Genomic DNA, 18,321 nt, shown 5'->3' on the forward strand with positions numbered 1-18,321 from the left:
GCCTAGATCCAAGTTTGGGGAACATTCCCGTGATGAAATCGTCTCCTAAAACAGCTGACCGCCTCGCAACCAAGTGCGAGGCGGTCAGCTCATGACGAATTGAGAAAACGGTTAGTCGTCCTTGACGCCACCGCCGATGGAACCATCTTGTTTTTCCAGCTCATCAAACTGCTGCTCAATTTCCTGCTGGAAGGACGGATCGTTGACGATCCGCTCCATCATGGACAGACCTGTGAACAACATGATCGTCATGAGCAGGCCGATCAACAGGCCGACGATACCGGTAATCAAACCGGCGATAGACATTCCTCGGGAGTGGACTTTCCTCGACAGGGCCATCACGGAAACGATGACCGCAGCGGCACCGAGCAAGAGACCGAAGACGGGGATTGCTCCGAAGAAAACGGAGATAATACCCAGCACCATCGCGGTGATCGTGATGCCCTGGGCCTTCGGTGGTGGGGCATACCCACCGGCCATGTAGCCACCATACTGGCCGGCATTGGCACCGTACGGCTGCTGCTGTTGGTACTGCGAGTAGCCAGGCTGGCTTGCACCGGGCTGGCTATCGGTGGATTCGGTGTTGGCTGGCTGTGCTTGCCAGTTACTATCTTCACCCTGGTTGGAAGGGTTGTACGGTGGTTGCGTCATTGTGCTCCGATACTTTACTTTGTTGTGGCGCTCATAACCGTGACCGCGTTGGCATTAGACCTTGGTCGCGGTATTTCGGCCTCGGGCAATATTATGCTGCACAGTGCGTGCGGCACCATCAATTGTTTCTTCCGCCTTTTCCCGGTCACGGGTGCCGACTGTTCCCAGCGCCGCAGCGAAGAAGTACACCTGGGACAAGAAGTAGAACCAGACGAACAAACCGAGGATCACAGCGAAGGGCGCTAGCACCGGGTTGTTGGTCACACCGCCGAGCAGCAGCGAGGAGAACAGCCGCAGAATGGTGGCACCGAGGCCGGCTACAAAGATCGCCAAGAGCATCGGCTTCTTAGCGAATTCAACCCCGGATGCCAACCGGTAGAGGATCCAGGCGACCAGCATGTCCAAGACCAGCATCACCAAGATGGTGGTGATCCGCGTGAGCATTCGTGCCACATCGGAACCCTCCAGACCGAGCAAGCTCAATACCCACTCCAAGGCGACGCCGGAGGCACCACCGATGATGGAGGTGACGACGAGACCGACACCGAGCAGCAAGAGAATGCCCAAGTCCCGGCCCTTGGTCACGACGATGTTGTCCAGTTGCGGTGGGACACCGAAGATCGTGCGGATACCGCTGCGCAGACCGTTAATCCAGTTCAACGCGGTGAACAACGAGGTCGCCACGGAAATAATCAGGGTCAGGCCCCACCCGGTAGAACGGAATAGCTGCTCCGGTTTTGCTAGGCCGCCATCTCCGGTATCGATCAGGCCCGGGATGGTTCGGGAAGCCAGTTCTACGATGCGGTTCTGCAGTTCGGTATTTCCGGCTACCACCAACCCAAGGATGGAGAAGCTGGCCACCAGCAGCGCCGCGATCGAGAAGAACATGATGTAGGCCGAGCCGGCTGCCATGAGCGGGCCATTGCGGCGCGAGTAGAGGTTGAACGCGCGCATCGGGTACGAGGTGTTCAGCTTGGCCATGAAGAAGGCGAAGAACGTGCCCAGCTTCTTGCCGGCACCCTCCTCTTTGCGTTTGGCGCGACCGTAGGCGGCCCGCTTTTCTACCTCGTCGAGTTTCAGGTCTCCCAAATCCAGTGGATGGATTCGCTCATCCAAGTCCTCTGCGGCTTGCGGGACCGGGTCAGGGGTGAGGGGCGGGCGGTTCAACCACCGCTTCTTGGGCCGTGCCATATAGGTCAAATCCTTGGTACTGCTAGAACGTTCATTTTTGGTGCAAGAGGGTAAGCACACTTACCGATTCAAGCGTATATCAGATGACGCATCGGACGACGCGTCGTAGAACGCGGATTAGGGTTAGGAATCGTCTGTGGGCTGGGCCGTACGACCTCGGCTCACCTCTTGCTGCTCTGCGTTGTCGCTTCTCGGCCCGGTCTTCGCGCCGACGTTCAACTACCCAGCGGGGAACCAACGGAAATGGCATGGGCACACCAAAGGAGCCCAGCAGTGTCGGCACCATGATCAGTAGTGCAGGAATCCGGAGTGGGAACCACAGCCAGACGAAAAAGTCCTCCGGCACTCCTGCTGTTCCAGACGTGGTAGACCCATGTGACTAGCAGCACCAAGGTTAACAGGGCCCACAGAACCGGTCCTATGCCGCCCATGAAATCAGCAATCGGCGGTGTCTATACCCTCCTTCGCTCGGTACTTATCAATGAGCTAAGAAAGTGGCTTCAATACCTGACCGACTGCACCCTGACGGTACGGCCTAACATGAATCCGCAGAGCGCCCGACGGGAACGGATTAGCGGCTGGCAGGCAGGAAGCCCACTTTCTCGTACACATCGGCCAGCACGGGGGCCGCCACTTCTCGGGCCTTTTGGGCACCAATGGCGAGGATCCGGTCGAGCTCTGCTTTGTCATCGAGCAATTCGAGGGCACGCTCACGGATTGGGCTGAGCCGTTCCACAACGGCATCGGCGACGTCCACTTTCAAGTGTCCGTACATCTTGCCCACGTAGGCTTCTTCCAATTCTGGAATCGACCGGCCAGTCACCGCAGAGAAGATGGATAGCAGGTTGGAGACACCTGGCTTCTCCTGCTGATCGAAGCGGACATCGGTGCCGTTGTCGGTCACGGCAGAACGGATCTTCTTCGCCGTCTTCTTCGGCTCTTCGAGAATCGAGATCAAGCCATTGGGTGATTCAGCCGACTTGCTCATCTTCACGGTTGGGTTCTGCAGGTCGTAGATCCGCGCACCGGTCTTGGGGTAGAAGCCCTGCGGCACAATGAAGGTCTCCCCGTAGCGGTGGTTGAAACGCTGGGCCAGGTTACGAGCCAGCTCCACGTGTTGCCGTTGGTCGTCCCCCACCGGAATCAAGTGTGGCTGGTACAGCAGGATGTCCGCGGCCATCAGCATCGGGTAGGCCAGCAGTCCAACGGACGAGGACTCGGCACCGCCCTTGGCGGACTTGTCCTTGAACTGGGTCATGCGTTCGGCTTCGCCCATACCGGTCAGGCAAATCATGATCCAAGCCAACTGGGCGTGTTCGGGCACGTGCGATTGCACGAAAAGTGTGGCCCGTTCCGGGTCGATCCCGCCTGCAATGAATTGCGCGGCGGTCACGCGGGTGCGCTCACGCAGCGACTCCGGGTCCTGCGGCACCGTGATGGCGTGCATATCCGGGATGAAGAAGAAGTTGTCGAAGTCGTTCTGGCTTTCCACCCAGTTCGTCAGCGCCCCGAGGTAGTTACCCAGGTGCAGCGAGTCTGCCGACGGTTGCATGCCAGAGAGCACGCGAGGGTGGCTGCCGGCACCGGTCAGGTGGGTGAATTTAGCCGGGTCGATGGTGGGTGTGGTGTTCTCAGCTGAAGCGGTCACGGGCGTGAGATTCCTTAGAACTGGTAATCGACCACAAGAGGTGCGTGGTCAGAGAAGCGGGTGTCGTAGCTTGGGGCGCGGTCCACCACGGATTTGGTGGCTTTGGCCGCCAGCGCAGGGGTGGCGGCATGATAGTCAATCCGCCATCCGGTGTCAGTGTCGAACGCTTTTCCGCGCCAAGACCACCACGTGTACGGGCCATCGACTTCACCGGCCAGCGAGCGGGCAACATCAACCCAGCCGCACTCTTCACCGAAGAAACGATCAAAGTAGGCGCGCTCTTCCGGCAGGAAACCTGCGCGTTTGACGTTGCCTTTCCAGTTCTTGATATCCAGCGTGGTGTGGCCGACGTTGAGGTCGCCCACCACCAGACCGTAATCGGAGTGCTTTGCGATAGCCGGCAGGCGCTGGATCATCACATCCATGAAACGGTATTTGTCATCCTGCTTCGGGGTGCCAGCCTCACCGGAGTGCACGTAGGCAGAAACAATCGTCAGGGTCTTACCGTCCGGGGTTTGCACATCCGCTTCAACCCAGCGTCCGGAAGTCTGGAAGTACTCTTCACCGATGTGTTCGCGGGCCGCCAGAATCGGCAGCTTGGTAGCAATAGCCACACCGGCGCGGCCCTTAGCTTCGGCCTCGGCATGCAAGATATTCCACTCTGTCGCTGGATCATCGTTGATCTCTGCCAACAGATCGCGCAGGATCTTGTCCGGAGCGCGGACCTCCTGCAGCGCGAGCACATCAACCTGACGCGCCGCCAACCACTTGGCCATCCCCTTACGCACCGCGGCACGAATGCCGTTGACGTTCACGGTTGCCACCCGCAACGTGTTGGTTGGTTTGGGGTCGATGACCTGCAGGGCGGCCGTCAGGGACGGCAGCGCCTCGGTCACGGCAGCATCGGTGGAATCAGCAGGTACTGGAACCTCGGACAAGGCGGAGCCTTTCTTGCAGCAAGCGTGGTAGGAAAACTATGTAGGTAGGTAAACAGCGCGGGGCGAACCCGCCGGGCCGCTAGTCGATGATTTCACCGGTGACGGTGTTCCCGGTGCCGGAGTCATCATCCTTGATCATGTCGCGTGCGTTAGCGGCGGTGATCTGGATGGTCTCCAGAGCACGGTTGATCATGTCCTGATCCCCTTCGGCGCCTTTGGCGAGTTCGCCTTCAACCACACCGACCTGAACCTGCACGATCTTGAACGAGTGGTCCAGTTTCATGTCCCGGACCGGGTCAGTCTCACCGACCACTTCCACGGGGGCGCCACCGGTACGTTGGCGGGCCGCGAGAGCGTCTGCTTGGACGCCTTTGAGCTTGTTCGACACCGCTTTAGCACCCCGGTTGACGGTGATGGCGACGACGGCGGCCAGGATCAGCCAGCCACCGGCCACGATCACCACGAGCCAGCCGATGAGGTCATTTTCGCTGGCCGCGAAGATCAGGGCGACAAGGAAAATCACCATCATGGCGGTGAACAGGATGGTGTTGTTCGCACGCCATTTTTGGCGCACGCTTTGGCCAGCAGCCAGCGCTGGGCGGTCTTGGGAGGAGCTCATGGATACGATTATCTCAAAGGCCTACACAGTTCTCTAAATTTATTGATTTTCACAACTATCCCGTAAGGTTCTGAGCTATGCAACGCGAGCGTCTGTGGACTAAGAACTTCATCCTCACCGCCTTGGTGAACGTGATGGTGTTCTTTAACGCCCACCTCTTGCTCTCCACGCTGGCCATCTTCGCCATCACCCGCTTCGCGGTCGGAGATGCTGCCGGCGGCGCCTCCGCCAGCATTTTCGTGATCGGCGCATTGGTCATTCGTCCCTTGGCCGGTCAGCTCATGGCCAGATTGCCTATCAAGACACTCTTGCTCGGCTGCTTGGCGGTGTTTGTGGTGACCCCGGTGCTCTTGGGGTGGTCTCCCAGTTATCCGGTGCTGCTGATTGAACGCTTCGTCCACGGGTTGGCCTTCGGCGTTGGGTCCACCATCACCTCAGCGGTGGCCGTGGCGGGTCTGCCGGTCACCAGGTTGGCCGAAGGCACAAGCTGGTACGCCACCTCCACCATGCTCGGGGTGGCTCTGGGCCCGGTGGCGGGCTTGGCCTTGATCAATGCGTTCCAGTTTCAGGCCGTCATCATCGCTGCCAGCGTCACCTCGGCCTTCGCCTTGGTGCTGGCTCTGATCGTTAACACCGATGCGGCCAAACCAAAACCGCCTTCCGCAGGGAACAATGAGCACTGGATCACCAAGTTCATCTCACCTGAAGCGGTTCCCGCCGCGCTAGTGGGCATGATTGCCTCGGCCGGTTACGCCTCCATCGTGACGTATCTGGGATTGTTCGCCGATGAGCGGCAGATCGCCGGGGCGTCGATCTTCTTTCTGGTTTACGGCGCCAGCGTCTTGGCTTCTCGACCGTTTACCGGGCCGCTGATGGACCGCAAAGGTTTCAGCATCGTGATGGTTCCGGCCCTAGGCCTGTTCGCGCTGTCACTGGTCCTGTTGTCTGCAGCCACGAATTTCGGGATGCTCCTAGCGGCAGCCCTCGGGGTGGGTCTCGGCTACGGAAACATGCTGTCTGCGGGTCAGACCATTGCCGTCACATCGGTGCCAAAGCATCGCATCGGCATGGCGACCGCAACGTTCTTCTTGGGTATCGACGCCGGCATTGGCCTTGGACCGATTCTTCTGGGTCCGGTCGTGCTCCAGTTCGGCACCGGCGGCATGTACTTCTTCATGGGCATGGTGGTCGCCGTACTGACACTGGTCTACATCTGGGTTAGCAGAGGTCAGCAACGCACACCCCGGGGATAGACTGATCTCATCATGAGCTCCCCTTCTCCCACTGCGGATCGGCCCAGCCAGGCCAAGATCCTCACGGTCTTGTTTGTGCCGTTGTTTATGGCACTATTGTCAGTTTCCATCGTCAACGTCGCGTTGCCCTCGATCGACAATGCCCTCGAGGCCGGCCAAGGAGCCCTCCAGTGGGTACTGTCCGGATATGCCTTGGCCTTCGGTGTCGTGCTGGTGGGGGCCGGCCGAGCCGGCGATCTGTGGGGACGGAGCAAGCTCTTCAACGCCGGGCTAGCCATCTTCGTGATCGGGGCGCTCTTCTCCGGGCTGGCCAACTCCATCGAGTTGTTAAACGTTGCCCGTATGCTGACCGGGATCGGAGCGGGGATGCTCAACCCGCAAATCATCGGCATGATCCAACAAGAGTTCGACGGCGAGGCACGAGCCAAAGCGTATGGGATTTTCGGCGCCGTCATCGGCTTGGCCGTCTCCGTCGGTCCGGTCATCGGCGGACTGATTATCGACGGCACCGGGCCAGACCTCGGGTGGCGACTGACGTTCTGGATCAACTCCATTGTCGGCGCCCTCGGCTTGTTCCTTGCCTTCCTCTGGCTGCCGAAGGAAGAACCTACCAAGATCACCGGCGGGTTCAAGAAACTGGATCCGCTCGGAGCGGTTCTCTTAGCGCTCACCGTGATCGGGATCCTGCTTCCGGCCTCCAGCCAGGACCCCCTACTGTGGCTTGGCGCTCTGGCTGCCGTGATCTTCCTGCTGCTGTGGATCTGGTGGGAAAACCGTCTGACCAAGTTCAAGGCCAGTCCGCATAACACGCACCATGAGCCCATGGTGGATATGCGGTTGTTCAAGATCCCTGCCTACACCATCGGTACCGCGAACGTATCCCTCTTCTTGGGCGGCATGACCTCCATCTGGGCGGTTTTGGCCATCTTTGCCCAGCAGGGTCTAGGCCAGTCCGCACTCGTCGCCGGTTTACTCGGCCTACCATCGGCGGTCATGGTCGTGATCTCTTCACCTTTCCTAGGCAAATATGTCTACAGTCACGGGAAGAAGATTGTGCTGTGGGGCGTGATCATTTCGCTGGTCTCGCTGTTGGTATCGGCGCTCATCGCGCCGAGCATCACCGCGGGGCAGAACTCCGTTTGGTGGCTCGCGGTCACCACCGCGCCCATCGGGGTAGGCCAGGCGATGGTCCTGAATACTTCCCAGACCCTGCTAATGGCCGAAGTCCCGGTCCAGTTGGCCGGTGCCGCAGGCGGCTTCTCGCAAACCATGCAACGAGTTTTCACCTCGCTGGGCCTGATGTTCATTACCGGGCTATTCTTCGCCATCGCCACCGGTCAGGGCGACTGGGGCCGGGCCGTGACCATGGCCTTTTTCGCCACCATCGGGTTCTGGGTCGTGACCGCTATTCTTGCTGGCTACGATCTGTGGAAGCGTCCTCCGACTCCACTTCCCGACGCCGCAGCACCAGCGGAACCCCAATCACCATCACCAAAATTGTGAGCGCGGAGATACTGCCCACGATCCATGCGACCGTGTCATGCAGCACCACGATGGTGATGAACACGACGCAGGCTGCGAACATCAGCGCGATCAGCGCCAGCGCCCAGCGCACGAGGATGTGCCCTTTACGGACGGTGGCTTCTTTGAGGTCTTGGCCGAAGAAGGACCGGTGAATCGCTACCGGCATGAGCATCAGGGCACTAATGAGTGCCGAGAACACTAACAACACCACATACGAAGTGACCTGATAGTGGTTGAGCTCTCCGAAACGCGCCTGGAACGGGAGGATCACCAAGAACGCGGTAACAATTTGCGCGCCGGTCTGCATGACCCGCATTTCTTGGAGCAGTTCGTTCCATTTGCGGTGCATCTGCTCCGTCGCGGAGGGCACCGTGGCAGCATGGTCCTCCTTTGAGCGACCATGCCCGCCGTTGGCCTCTTGTTCACCGAGAATTCTCATAAATTTATTATGCCTACTGACGATTAATTTGGCGACGATAATCTACTAACCAGTTAACTCATGAACAGTTTCTTCAACCGTTGCGTGGAGAAAATCAGCCCAATGACGATCAACACGGCAAAATAGCCCACGTGCCCGAGCGCTTCCGTTCCGAAGCTTCCCAGTTGTGCCGCACGCATCAGCTCCACACCGTGCCACAGCGGCAAAGCTTGGACCACCCATTGCAGCACCTCGGGGTACTCGCTGATCGGGAAGAACACGCCGGAGAGCATGAACATCGGGTACTTGACGATCTCAATCCAGTCCATGTGCTGGAACTTGCGGCAGTAGCTGGTGATGCCCATCCCGAGGGAAGCGAAACCAAAGGCGATGAAGACCGCCATCGGGATCATCAACAGGGACAACGGCGAGGCCAACAGCCCAAAGGCCGCCATCACGATCGTGAAGCCGACCGCATAGAACGTCCCACGCAGCAGCGCCATCCAGATTTCCGCCAACGCGATATCCAGCGGTCCCAGCGGCGTGTTCAGCATCCGCCCGTACACCTTGGAGATGTGCATCTTGAAGTACACATTCCATGTGGTGTCCGCGAGCGCGCCGTTCATCGCCGACACGGTCAGCAAGGCTGGCGCGATGAAGTGCACATATTCTTGTGGACCAGCCGGGGTGTCAATGCTGCCGACCAGCGATCCCACGCCGTAGCCCATGGCGATCAGGAACAGCAGTGGTTCGAAGAAGCCCGAGGCCACCACGGTCCAGTTGTTCCGCTTCAAGTTGATCCAAGACCACTCCATGACGGCCCGGGAGTTGCCGGCGTAGACCGCTTTGAACGGACCCTGATGGACGTCCAGCATTACTGCTCCCCCAATCGCCGCACATAGTTCTTCCGCATCCATGCCAGCCCGACCGCGCATAAGGACAGCAGGTACAGCACGTGGGTGACCGTCAGCCACAGCGGTTCGGCGGCTCCGTAACTGAGCACCCGGCCCAGCTGGGCGGCATGCCACTGCGGGGAGAGCCAGCCCAGCCACTGTAGGAGGCCCGGTAGTTGGGCGAGGGGGTAAAAGGTGCCGGAAAACAGGAACATCGGCATGATGATGAACCGGTCCATGGCGGCGATCTGCCCGCGGTCCTGCTCCAACCCGGAGACGTAGCCGCCGATCAGCGTGCCCATCGACAGCCCACCGACCACGGCTGTGAACACCTGCAGCACAGCCCAGCCGGAGGTGAAGACGCCGAAGAACGAGAACACGATCAGCACCAGCACCGCTTGGGCGAGGAAACGGACCACGCCGTTAAGAACCTGCCCGACCATAATCTGAGTCGGAGACAACGACGTCGACGCCGCGCCAAAGTAGGTTTTGTTCCACTTGAACTGGCCCATGATCGCGTACGTGAATTCACTGGTGGCACTCATGAGCGCGGTCGAGGCGAGCAGCGCCGGGGCAATGAACTGCAAATACGGGACCCCACCCACGTTCCCGGTGTTCGCACCGATGAGCGCTCCTAGGCCGACGCCCATGACCCACAGCAATAACAGCGGCTGCCCGATGGCGCTGACCACAATGGTGACCAGGTACTGCCTCATCAGCCGGATCTGGGACTCGGCGAAGTACCACCAGCCCCAACGCATAGTCTTTTCTCCGGGCACAGCTTCTTCGCTGGCCTGCCCCGAAGAGGGCGTGACGGGGCTAGTCAATGAGACTCCGTCCGGTCAGACGCAAGAAGACGTCTTCTAGCGAGCAGCGCCGAATGAGCGAGGAACGCGCGTGGACGTTGTAACTGGTCAGCATGGCTGAGACCTCTTCGGCGTTGTCCGCGTAGACCAGAACCCGGTCGGGCAAGACTTCCACGCGGATGTTCCGCTCCCCCAACACCGAGCGGACTAGGTCGCCGTTTTGCTCCTGCTTGCCGGTGGCAAAGCGAAGCTCCAGCACTTCCCGGGTGGCATAGCTGCGAATCAATTCACGCGGGGAACCTTCAGCCATGATCTGACCTTGGTCCACCACCACTAACCGGTCGCAGAGCTGCTCCGCCTCATCCATGAAGTGTGTCGTCAGCACCATGGTGGTTCCCCGGTCCTTCAGCCGGTACAACCGATCCCACAGAATATGCCGGGCCTGCGGGTCAAGGCCCGTGGTGGGCTCATCCAACAGCAGGAGCGACGGGCTGTTGATCAGTGAGCGGGCGATAGTCAGTCGCCGGCGCATGCCGCCGGAGAGGTTTTCGACCCGGGTTTTGGCCCGGTCCGGCAGCTGCGCAAACTCCAAGAGCTCAGGGATGCGTGCCCGGAGCTCGGTACGACTCAAACCAAAGAAACGTCCGTAAGAATACAGGTTGTCCGTGACCGACAGTTCAAGATCGAGGTTATCTTCCTGCGGCACGACCCCGAGTTGGGCGCGGATCTGCGGGCCTTCGGTATTCGGGTCCCGGTCAAGGACGGAGAGTTGTCCGCCGCTGCGGTGGCTGACCGCTCCAATCATCCGCATCGTCGTTGATTTTCCTGCCCCGTTGGGGCCGAGTAGTCCGAAAAACTCCCCTCGAGGTACCGCGAAGGAGATGTCATCGACCGCCACAAAGTCCCCAAATTCTTTGCGCAGCTCCACCGCTTCAATGACCGGGCGGGACACGTCCACGCCCAGATGAGAAACAGATGTTTCAGGAATACTCATGGGGCTAATCTAGCAGCCCTGTCAAGCGCTCCCGGCTCCTGCCCTTAAGACGTTTCAACCCCGACACCATACCGGTACCGGGGTTGAAACACTTTCGCTGTCGGCTCCCCAGCACTGCTGGCAAGCCGATCACGGTCTAGTTCTTCTTCTCAGCGGCCTGACGCTCGGCGGTCTTCACCACGTTTTCCAGCAGCATGACCCGGGTCATCGGGCCGACACCGCCTGGGTTCGGCGACACCCACGCCGCCTTCTCGGTCGCGGCGGGTTCAACGTCGCCGGTGACCTTGCCGTCGACGCGGGAGACACCCACATCCAGCAGGATGGCGCCTTCCTTGATGTCCTTCGCCTTGACCATGTGTGGGACACCCGCGGCCGCGATGATGACATCCGCCTGCGCGATGAGCTCTTCGACGTTCTTGGTGCCGGTGTGTGCCTGAATGACGGTGGCGTTGACGTCCCGGCGGGTGAGCAGCAGACCGGCTGGGCGGCCGATCGTGACACCGCGTCCGATGACCAGCACAACTTTGCCGGCCAGTTCAATGTCGTAGTGCTTCAGCAGTTCGATGCAGCCATTCGGGGTGCACGGCAGCGGGGACTCCATGGGGTCGTTCACGTTGGCGACGAGCCGCCCCAAGTTCATCGGGTGCAGACCGTCGGCATCCTTGTCCGGGTCCATGGCTTCCAACACCTTGTTGGTGTCGATGTGCTTCGGCAGCGGCAGCTGAATGATGTAACCGGTGCAGGCCGGGTCTTCATTCAGTTCCCGAACCACATCCAGCAGTTCCTCTTCCGTCGTATCCTCGGGCAGGTCTTTGCGGATGGAGTTGATGCCGACCTCGGCGCAGTCCTTGTGCTTACCGCCGACGTACCACTTGGATCCGGGGTCCTCCCCCACCAAAATGGTGCCCAGACCCGGGGTCGGCCCTGCTTCGGTGAGCTTTTCAACCCGCTCTTTGATATCCGCCTTGATGGCGGCGGCAGTTTTCTTGCCATCCAGAATTTGAGCGCTCATTACCAGTCCTCCAGACCTTCGTAGAGTGGGAAGTTGTCGGCTAGTTTCTTCACGCGGGCCTGCAGGGCTTCCACGTTCGGGTTCGGCTTCAGGGTTTCGGCAATGATGTCGGAAACCTCGGTGAATTCCTCGGCACCGAAGCCGCGGGTGGCCAGTGCCGGGGTACCAATGCGCAGCCCGGAGGTCACCATTGGTGGGCGTGGGTCCCATGGAATGGAGTTGCGGTTTACAGTAATGCCCACTTCGTGGAGCAGGTCCTCACCCTGACGTCCGTCGAGGGCAGCTTCGCGCAGGTCAACCAGGACCAAGTGCACGTCAGTGCCACCGGTCAACACGGAGACACCGTGTTCCTTCATGTCAGCGGCGGTGAGGCGTTCAGCCAGAATCTTGGCGCCTTCCAGAGTGCGGCGCTGGCGTTCGGCGAACTCTTCGGTTCCGGCGATCTTCAACGCGACCGCCTTACCGGCGATGGCGTGCATGAGCGGGCCGCCCTGCTGGCCGGGGAACACGGCCGAGTCAATCTTCTTCTTGTGCTCTTCCTTGGTCAGGATGATGCCGGAGCGTGGACCGGCCAGCGTCTTGTGCACCGTGGAGGAGACAACATCGGCGTGCGGAACCGGGTTCGGGTGCAGACCAGCGGCAACCAGACCAGCAAAGTGAGCCATATCAACCCAGAAGATCGCGCCAACCTCGTCCGCGATGGAGCGGAATGCGGCGAAGTCCAGCTGGCGCGGGTAGGCAGACCAGCCAGCCACGATCATCTTCGGCCGCTCGGCCAAGGCCTGCTCGCGCAGCTTGTCCATATCAACGCGGTAGTCGTCCTTTTCCACCTCGTAGGCGGCGATGTCGTAGGACTTACCGGAAAAGTTCAGCTTCATGCCGTGAGTCAGGTGACCGCCGTGGGCCAAAGACATGCCCATCATTTTGTCGCCGTGGTTCAGGAAGGAGGTCATCACGGCGACGTTGGCTTGGGCGCCGGCGTGCGGCTGCACGTTGGCGTGCTCCGCCCCGAAGAGTTCCTTGGCGCGCTCGATGGCGAGGTTCTCGGCCACGTCCACGTATTCACAGCCACCGTAGTAGCGTCGTCCCGGGTAACCTTCGGCGTATTTGTTAGTCAGCACCGATCCTTGAGCTTCCAGCACAGCCCGTGGTGCGAAGTTTTCCGAGGCGATCATTTCCAGCACATCACGCTGACGTCCCAGCTCATCGGTGAGGACTTGGGCGATCTGCGGATCGACTTCAGCAAGTGGCTTGTTGGTGACAGAATTCTGTGCGCTCACGTGTACTTTCTCCTGGACGTGGTTGGTGACCAGCGGCCACTTAAACACCTTAAATTTTTGATGCCGGCAGGCACCCACACCAGTCTAACCGCTACCCCTTGCTTTCGGTCTAGCGTTACCGCACGGTTGCTTTCACTTCCGTCCGCACCCACAAGCCGCCCGCTTTCGCTCCCCTTCTTAAGCCGCCGGTCTGAGCTGTCCAAAATCAGCGAACCATTCGACACCTAAATGCAGCCTGAAGTTCATCCGCCGCTTATTGTGAATTCCTCAGAATAATGACATACTGAGAGGCATGACACAGCAAGGCATAGTGAAGCGCGACCGCCACGAGTGGTCCACTTTGCTGCGCCAAAAACAGCGCCGCGTCACTCAGCAACGACTGGTGGTGTTGGAGATCCTGCAGGACCACCCACACGCCGCCGCCGAGGAAGTGCTGAGTTACGCCCGGGCGGAGCTGCCCAAGCTCACCGTGCAATCGGTTTACACCGTGCTGCAGGACCTGACTGATCTGGACCTGCTGCGCAAGATCGAGCTGCCCGGTCAGCCAGCGCGGTTTGAAACCCGCACGCTGGATAATCACCACCACGCCGTGTGCGTGCGATGTGGTGCCATCGAAGACGTCGACTGCGTCGTCGGTGAGGCACCTTGCTTGTGTCCATCGAATGCCGGGAACATGACCATTCAAGTGGCCGATGTACTCTTCCAGGGCTTATGCCCGGAGTGTGCCCAAGCCGCCTGACCCCTATCCTCGGCGCCCGTAAGCCTGTTCAGCAGTGAACAACCCCAAGAAGGAGCAACTCCTATGAGCAATCAGACCGGTTCAACCACCGGCTTTGGTGCCCCAGCAGTCAGCGACCGCAACTCGCTGTCCCTGGGTTCCAACGGCCCACTGATGCTGCATGACGTGCAGCTCATTGAAACCCTGGCCCACTTCAACCGGGAGAACGTCCCAGAGCGTCGCCCACACGCCAAGGGTTCCGGCGCCTTCGGTACTTTCAAGACCACCGAAGACGTCTCCAAGTACACCAAGGCTGCCCTGTTCCAGCCAGGCGTTGAGACCGAGATGCTCGCTCGCTTCTCCACCGTTGCCGGTGAGCTCGGCTCCCCAGACACCTGGCGTGACGTGCGCGGCTTCTCCCTGAAGTTCTACACCGAAGAAGGCAACTTCGACATCGTGGGTAACAACACCCCGATCTTCTTCCTGCGCGACCCAATGAAGTTCCCACACTTCATCCGCTCCCAGAAGCGTCTGCCAGACTCCGGTCTGCGCGATGCCACCATGCAGTGGGACTTCTGGACCCAGACCCCTGAGTCCGCACACCAGGTGACCTACCTGATGGGTGACCGCGGTCTGCCACGGTCCTGGCGCCACATGAACGGCTACTCCTCCCACACCTACATGTGGGTCAACGAAGCCGGCGAGAAGTTCTGGGTCAAGTACCACTTCCTCACCAACCAGGGTGAAGAAAACATGTCCAACGAAGAAGCCGAGCGCTTGGCCGGCCAGGACGCCGAGTACCACCGCCGCGACCTCTTCAACGCCATCAAGAACGGCGAGCACCCATCCTGGGATCTCTACGTTCAGATCATGCCGTACGAAGACGCCAAGAAGTACCGCTTCAACCCATTCGATCTGACCAAGACCTGGTCGAAGAAGGACTACCCGCGCATCAAGGTCGGTACCATGACCCTGAACCGCAACCCGGAGAACCACTTCGCCCAGATCGAGCAGGCCGCCTTCGCTCCATCCAACATGGTGCCAGGCACCGGCGTCTCCCCAGACAAGATGCTGCTGGGTCGCGTCTTCGCTTACGCTGACGCACACCGCGCACGCATCGGCGCCAACTTCCTGCAGCTGCCAGTGAACCGTCCAAAGGTGGAAGTTAACTCCTACACCTTCGATGGCCACATGGCTTACGAGCACTCTGGCGCCCAGCCTGTCTACGCACCGAACTCCTTCGGCCGTAGCTGGTCCGACTACGAGGGTCCAGAAGAAAACGGTTGGGAAGCCGACGGCGACATGGTTCGCTCCGCTTACGAGCTGCACCCAGAGGACGACGACTTCGGTCAGGCCGGTACCCTGGTCCGCGAAGTCTTCGATGACGCCCAGCGCGATCGCCTCGTCGAGACCGTCTCCGGTGGTATCGCCGATGTTCAGCAGCCAGTTCTGGACCGCGTGTTCGAATACTGGAAGAACATCGACGCCGAAATCGGTGACCGCATCGAGAAGGCTTACCACGCCGCTCGCGAATCCGAGCAGGTCGGCCTCTAAGCTGCACGCTAGCTAACGAAGCGTAAAGCTCACGCTGTGAGCAATAGCCGCGGCCTTGACGGGATCCCCCGTTCAGGGCCGCGGCTTTGCTATACCCGCCCCGTCCTCACCCAACTACGAAATGTGACACGATACTCAGGTTTTCAGTCACAAGACCTGACAGAATAGAGTCAAAGCAGCGCATTCGCAGTGCACCCGGCAACCGCCGCGGTCACGCGCAGAATCCTCGCATCGTCAAAGAGTGTGGAGGTGGCCGTGAATACCCCAGCACCTCTTCTCCGCGCGCAAAACCTCTCCTACCGCAAACGAATACCGCTACTGTCGCAGCTCACTATCGTTCTGCCCGAGGGCATCACCGCGGTCATGTCCACCCAACAGCCGGGCCCACAGCTACCGGCCACCCACCGGCTACACCGCCACACACCGGCAAGAATCCTCCAATCCCTGCTGGCCTGCGACCGCGCCCCCACCGCCGGAACCATCCAGTTGCGCCAGCTTCCATACGGCGGCAAGGCCTACCGCCGGGCAGTTGCTTGGTTACCGCCACGAACCCAAACCTTCATCGGCCTGAACGCCCGCGAACATGTCGCCTACTGTGCCTGGCTCAAAGGGATCCCCAAGAAGCTGGCCTGGGAGCGATCCCTGCCAGCCATGACGCAACTGGGGCTAGAAGATGTCGCCGGCGACCCCGTCGACGCCCTGCCAGCCCTCTCCCAACGCTTACTCGAAATTGCCCGAGGCATTTGCCACGACGCACGCATCCTCATTGTCGACACCCCGGAACTCTGCGCCGCAGACCGCACCGAACTGTTGGAGACCCTCAAGGAACTGCAGGTCCCCGGGCTGGAGGGCATGTTGGTCCACACCGACTCCACGCTCGAGGCCAGTCAGTTCGCAGACAACCTCCTTCTGGTGGCCGCAGACAGTATCCCCTTCGCCGGCACGCTGACCGACTTTCGCGCCGCCGTCGCCAACAACCCCGATCTACTGCACAGCACACCACCGGCCACAGACACCCGGGAGCGGCCATGACGTGGCTACTGCGCACCATGAACTTCTCAGCCCTGCTGCTGGCAGCCTTAGCCTTCGGTTTCTTGGCAGATCTGGCCAGCGGCCTACAAATCATCCTGCCGGTCTCCCTGGCGGTCCTGATCGGCTGCGCCACGAAAGTCGCCACCAACAAACGCACCTACCACGCGGTGCGCGATGTCCACCGGATGTATCTGGCCGCCTCCGCGTTCGTCGCCGCCGCATTCCTGCTGGCCTACCTGTTCGCCAACGCCCTCGCCACCGAACCGGTGTCCATGGGTGTCTTCACCGCGACGGCGGCCAGCCTGACCATCCTGTTCATTAGCCAGTTCATCTGGGGATACCGCAAAGCCGCCTACTCACCGATCCTCTACCTTGTGGTGCTCTTCTTCCCGGCACAGCCCCCGGCGACTGTGGTCTGGTTGCTCTTCAGCGCCGCCGTAACCGCCTTAGGATTACGCCGAAGAATGCGCCCCTGAAGCAAACTCTCACTACACTGATGGCTATACGGACCAACTCGCACGTCCTCCCCGCACTGAAGGTAGCCAACGATGAGCACACCGCACCAACCCACCCCCTCGTGGCAGCCGCAGACTGGGCCAGCCGGATACCAGCGCATGTCACCCCCGCACGCAGCTCAGCCAGACCGGCCCCAACACGGCTTCTCTCCCGGAGCCCAATGGTTGGCCACCGGCCTCTTTGCCATCCTGCAGTGGCTCATCGCGATCATGACCAGCACCTTGGTGGTCGTGGTTGGCATGAGCCTGATTCCCGGTTCGAGTCCCTCGGCGGATGGATACATCTCCGGCCTTGTCACCAGCATCACCCAGTACCCACTTCCGCTGCTCGTGCACTTGGGACTGACCGCAGTCATCTACTGGTTCTTCGTGTTCGGTCCGCCCCGGTGGAACACCTTCGGCTTGCAACTGGGAATGGGCATCGTGGCAGCATTGATCGCCGATCTGGTGGACTTTGTAGCGTTCACCGTGCCGACCGTCTTCCGCTTCACTCAAGACTTCACCGCCGCCCTTACCGCCCTAACACCCCAGTTCTTCGCGGTTCCGATCTACAGCATCTTCTCCGCAAGCCTGGCCGCACTCATCGTCGGCTTCATCTTCCGGCCCCGATGGCGTTCCCGCCAGGCAACCGCGCTGCCACCCTATCGGCAGCTGCCGAACACCGGTTATAACTCAACCCCGCGCCGCTAGGGACATGTCATGACTGAGCAACAACCACCCGTGATCGACGGGGAACGCCAGCTGAACATGAGCGCCGGCAAGAAGCGCTTCATCACCTTGTTCTACGGCATCGTCTCCACCCTGGCCGGGATCGCCTTCTTCCCCTTCGTGACAGAAACGATGGAACCCACCGGTTGGGGCTACACCGGCGCATGGCAGGCCACCACCGCCTTCAGCTTCGGCACCGTCACCGGCCTGGTAGCCACCGCGGTGGTCATCGCTGTCGCCTCCTGGTTGTTCTCCCGAATGGTCTTCACCAAGTGGCACTTGGACTACACCTACCTGATGGGTACCGCCGGGGCGTTTCTGGCCGCCATCCTCCACACCGCCGCCTTCATCACCATCACGACCATCGGCGCCATGACCGGCACGCCGATCTGGAGTTTCACCCTATTCCTCGAATCCGCCCTGCACGTGTTGCTCAGCGGTTTTATCGCCGGGGTCTTCACCACTGAAATGGTCCAGGTTTTCTTCCGTTTGAGTAGATGGGAAAATCTGGGTTATGCCGAAGAAATTCGATCAGGAAGCTAAGGACAGGGTTGTCCGTTTGATTGA

Annotated in this window: 19 protein-coding genes; 8 read left to right on the forward strand and 11 right to left on the reverse strand. The window is 60.3% G+C overall.

What is annotated here, in order from left to right:
- Positions 1–111: 111 nt before the first annotated feature.
- From ACFFFR_RS04550 to ACFFFR_RS04570, 5 genes are all read right to left on the reverse strand, one after another.
- Positions 112–651: a DUF4190 domain-containing protein gene (locus tag ACFFFR_RS04550; protein ID WP_377458342.1), complete on the reverse strand. Its 540-nt coding sequence runs from the start codon at positions 649–651 to the stop codon at positions 112–114.
- A gap of 54 nt (positions 652–705) precedes the next feature.
- Positions 706–1,842 (reverse strand): YihY/virulence factor BrkB family protein, encoded by a 1,137-nt coding sequence (locus tag ACFFFR_RS04555; protein ID WP_377458343.1) that lies wholly within the window; start codon positions 1,840–1,842, stop codon positions 706–708.
- Between the two features lie 571 nt (positions 1,843–2,413).
- Complete coding sequence (gene trpS / locus ACFFFR_RS04560; protein WP_377458344.1) at positions 2,414–3,490, reverse strand: tryptophan--tRNA ligase; 1,077 nt, start codon at positions 3,488–3,490, stop codon at positions 2,414–2,416.
- 14 nt (positions 3,491–3,504) lie between these two features.
- A complete protein-coding gene (locus tag ACFFFR_RS04565) occupies positions 3,505–4,320 on the reverse strand; it encodes an exodeoxyribonuclease III (protein WP_377458361.1) in 816 nt (271 codons plus the stop codon).
- A gap of 187 nt (positions 4,321–4,507) precedes the next feature.
- The gene (locus ACFFFR_RS04570) at positions 4,508–5,047 is read right to left on the reverse strand and encodes a hypothetical protein (RefSeq protein WP_377458345.1); all 540 of its coding nucleotides are present in this window, start codon (positions 5,045–5,047) and stop codon (positions 4,508–4,510) included.
- Positions 5,048–5,124: 77 nt separating this feature from the next.
- On the opposite strand from ACFFFR_RS04570, the gene ACFFFR_RS04575 reads away from it, so the two are divergent.
- Together ACFFFR_RS04575 and ACFFFR_RS04580 are read left to right on the forward strand one after the other, a co-directional pair.
- Positions 5,125–6,300: an MFS transporter gene (locus ACFFFR_RS04575; protein WP_377458346.1), complete on the forward strand. Its 1,176-nt coding sequence runs from the start codon at positions 5,125–5,127 to the stop codon at positions 6,298–6,300.
- Positions 6,301–6,312: 12 nt separating this feature from the next.
- Positions 6,313–7,803, forward strand: a complete 1,491-nt coding sequence (locus tag ACFFFR_RS04580; RefSeq protein ID WP_377458347.1) for an MFS transporter — start codon at positions 6,313–6,315, stop codon at positions 7,801–7,803.
- On the opposite strand, the gene ACFFFR_RS04585 is transcribed toward ACFFFR_RS04580, so the two are convergent.
- The 6 genes from ACFFFR_RS04585 to glyA all read right to left on the reverse strand — a co-directional run bounded on the left by ACFFFR_RS04585 (position 7,706) and on the right by glyA (position 13,227).
- Positions 7,706–8,263, reverse strand: a complete 558-nt coding sequence (locus ACFFFR_RS04585; protein ID WP_377458348.1) for a DUF6328 family protein — start codon at positions 8,261–8,263, stop codon at positions 7,706–7,708. The two genes, ACFFFR_RS04580 and ACFFFR_RS04585, sit on opposite strands and share 98 nt — an antisense overlap.
- A gap of 53 nt (positions 8,264–8,316) precedes the next feature.
- The gene (locus ACFFFR_RS04590; protein ID WP_377458349.1) at positions 8,317–9,117 is read right to left on the reverse strand and encodes an ABC transporter permease; all 801 of its coding nucleotides are present in this window, start codon (positions 9,115–9,117) and stop codon (positions 8,317–8,319) included.
- Positions 9,117–9,962, reverse strand: coding sequence for an ABC transporter permease (locus tag ACFFFR_RS04595; protein ID WP_377458350.1), 846 nt, complete (start codon positions 9,960–9,962; stop codon positions 9,117–9,119). Before ACFFFR_RS04595 ends, ACFFFR_RS04590 begins: the two co-directional genes overlap by 1 nt.
- On the reverse strand, positions 9,955–10,935 hold the full coding sequence (locus tag ACFFFR_RS04600; RefSeq protein ID WP_377458351.1) for an ABC transporter ATP-binding protein: 981 nt from the start codon (positions 10,933–10,935) through the stop codon (positions 9,955–9,957). Before ACFFFR_RS04600 ends, ACFFFR_RS04595 begins: the two co-directional genes overlap by 8 nt.
- A gap of 136 nt (positions 10,936–11,071) precedes the next feature.
- The gene (locus ACFFFR_RS04605; protein WP_377458352.1) at positions 11,072–11,947 is read right to left on the reverse strand and encodes a bifunctional methylenetetrahydrofolate dehydrogenase/methenyltetrahydrofolate cyclohydrolase; all 876 of its coding nucleotides are present in this window, start codon (positions 11,945–11,947) and stop codon (positions 11,072–11,074) included.
- Positions 11,947–13,227: a serine hydroxymethyltransferase gene (gene glyA, locus ACFFFR_RS04610; protein WP_377458353.1), complete on the reverse strand. Its 1,281-nt coding sequence runs from the start codon at positions 13,225–13,227 to the stop codon at positions 11,947–11,949. The genes ACFFFR_RS04605 and glyA overlap by 1 nt, the downstream gene beginning before the upstream one ends.
- 292 nt (positions 13,228–13,519) lie before the next feature.
- Between glyA and ACFFFR_RS04615 the strand changes: the two genes are divergently transcribed.
- The 6 genes from ACFFFR_RS04615 to ACFFFR_RS04640 all read left to right on the forward strand — a co-directional run bounded on the left by ACFFFR_RS04615 (position 13,520) and on the right by ACFFFR_RS04640 (position 18,297).
- Positions 13,520–13,966 (forward strand): Fur family transcriptional regulator, encoded by a 447-nt coding sequence (locus ACFFFR_RS04615; protein ID WP_377458354.1) that lies wholly within the window; start codon positions 13,520–13,522, stop codon positions 13,964–13,966.
- Between the two features lie 63 nt (positions 13,967–14,029).
- Entirely contained in the window at positions 14,030–15,499 is a 1,470-nt protein-coding gene (locus tag ACFFFR_RS04620) for a catalase (RefSeq protein WP_377458355.1), read from the forward strand.
- Positions 15,500–15,754: 255 nt separating this feature from the next.
- On the forward strand, positions 15,755–16,531 hold the full coding sequence (locus ACFFFR_RS04625) for a hypothetical protein (RefSeq protein WP_377458356.1): 777 nt from the start codon (positions 15,755–15,757) through the stop codon (positions 16,529–16,531).
- Positions 16,528–17,007 (forward strand): hypothetical protein, encoded by a 480-nt coding sequence (locus ACFFFR_RS04630; protein WP_377458357.1) that lies wholly within the window; start codon positions 16,528–16,530, stop codon positions 17,005–17,007. Before ACFFFR_RS04625 ends, ACFFFR_RS04630 begins: the two co-directional genes overlap by 4 nt.
- A gap of 72 nt (positions 17,008–17,079) precedes the next feature.
- Positions 17,080–17,736, forward strand: coding sequence for a hypothetical protein (locus tag ACFFFR_RS04635; protein ID WP_377458358.1), 657 nt, complete (start codon positions 17,080–17,082; stop codon positions 17,734–17,736).
- Positions 17,737–17,745: 9 nt separating this feature from the next.
- Positions 17,746–18,297 (forward strand): hypothetical protein, encoded by a 552-nt coding sequence (locus tag ACFFFR_RS04640; protein ID WP_377458359.1) that lies wholly within the window; start codon positions 17,746–17,748, stop codon positions 18,295–18,297.
- Positions 18,298–18,321 lie beyond the last annotated feature (24 nt).

Origin of the sequence: Micrococcoides hystricis, from assembly GCF_042434215.1 — a bacterium.
Classification (GTDB): domain Bacteria; phylum Actinomycetota; class Actinomycetes; order Actinomycetales; family Micrococcaceae; genus Micrococcoides; species Micrococcoides hystricis.

What these genes read in the sequence shown, in the direction of transcription:
- ACFFFR_RS04600 (WP_377458351.1), bottom strand. Translation starts at nt 10,935, where the DNA reads ATGAGTATTCCTGAAACATCTGTTTCTCATCTGGGCGTGGACGTGTCC.
- ACFFFR_RS04640 (WP_377458359.1), top strand. Translation starts at nt 17,746, where the DNA reads ATGACTGAGCAACAACCACCCGTGATCGACGGGGAACGCCAGCTGAAC.
- ACFFFR_RS04605 (WP_377458352.1), bottom strand. Translation starts at nt 11,947, where the DNA reads ATGAGCGCTCAAATTCTGGATGGCAAGAAAACTGCCGCCGCCATCAAG.
- ACFFFR_RS04585 (WP_377458348.1), bottom strand. Translation starts at nt 8,263, where the DNA reads ATGAGAATTCTCGGTGAACAAGAGGCCAACGGCGGGCATGGTCGCTCA.
- ACFFFR_RS04555 (WP_377458343.1), bottom strand. Translation starts at nt 1,842, where the DNA reads ATGGCACGGCCCAAGAAGCGGTGGTTGAACCGCCCGCCCCTCACCCCT.
- ACFFFR_RS04580 (WP_377458347.1), top strand. Translation starts at nt 6,313, where the DNA reads ATGAGCTCCCCTTCTCCCACTGCGGATCGGCCCAGCCAGGCCAAGATC.
- ACFFFR_RS04575 (WP_377458346.1), top strand. Translation starts at nt 5,125, where the DNA reads ATGCAACGCGAGCGTCTGTGGACTAAGAACTTCATCCTCACCGCCTTG.
- ACFFFR_RS04615 (WP_377458354.1), top strand. Translation starts at nt 13,520, where the DNA reads ATGACACAGCAAGGCATAGTGAAGCGCGACCGCCACGAGTGGTCCACT.
- ACFFFR_RS04620 (WP_377458355.1), top strand. Translation starts at nt 14,030, where the DNA reads ATGAGCAATCAGACCGGTTCAACCACCGGCTTTGGTGCCCCAGCAGTC.
- ACFFFR_RS04630 (WP_377458357.1), top strand. Translation starts at nt 16,528, where the DNA reads ATGACGTGGCTACTGCGCACCATGAACTTCTCAGCCCTGCTGCTGGCA.
- ACFFFR_RS04550 (WP_377458342.1), bottom strand. Translation starts at nt 651, where the DNA reads ATGACGCAACCACCGTACAACCCTTCCAACCAGGGTGAAGATAGTAAC.
- ACFFFR_RS04570 (WP_377458345.1), bottom strand. Translation starts at nt 5,047, where the DNA reads ATGAGCTCCTCCCAAGACCGCCCAGCGCTGGCTGCTGGCCAAAGCGTG.
- ACFFFR_RS04590 (WP_377458349.1), bottom strand. Translation starts at nt 9,117, where the DNA reads ATGCTGGACGTCCATCAGGGTCCGTTCAAAGCGGTCTACGCCGGCAAC.
- ACFFFR_RS04635 (WP_377458358.1), top strand. Translation starts at nt 17,080, where the DNA reads ATGAGCACACCGCACCAACCCACCCCCTCGTGGCAGCCGCAGACTGGG.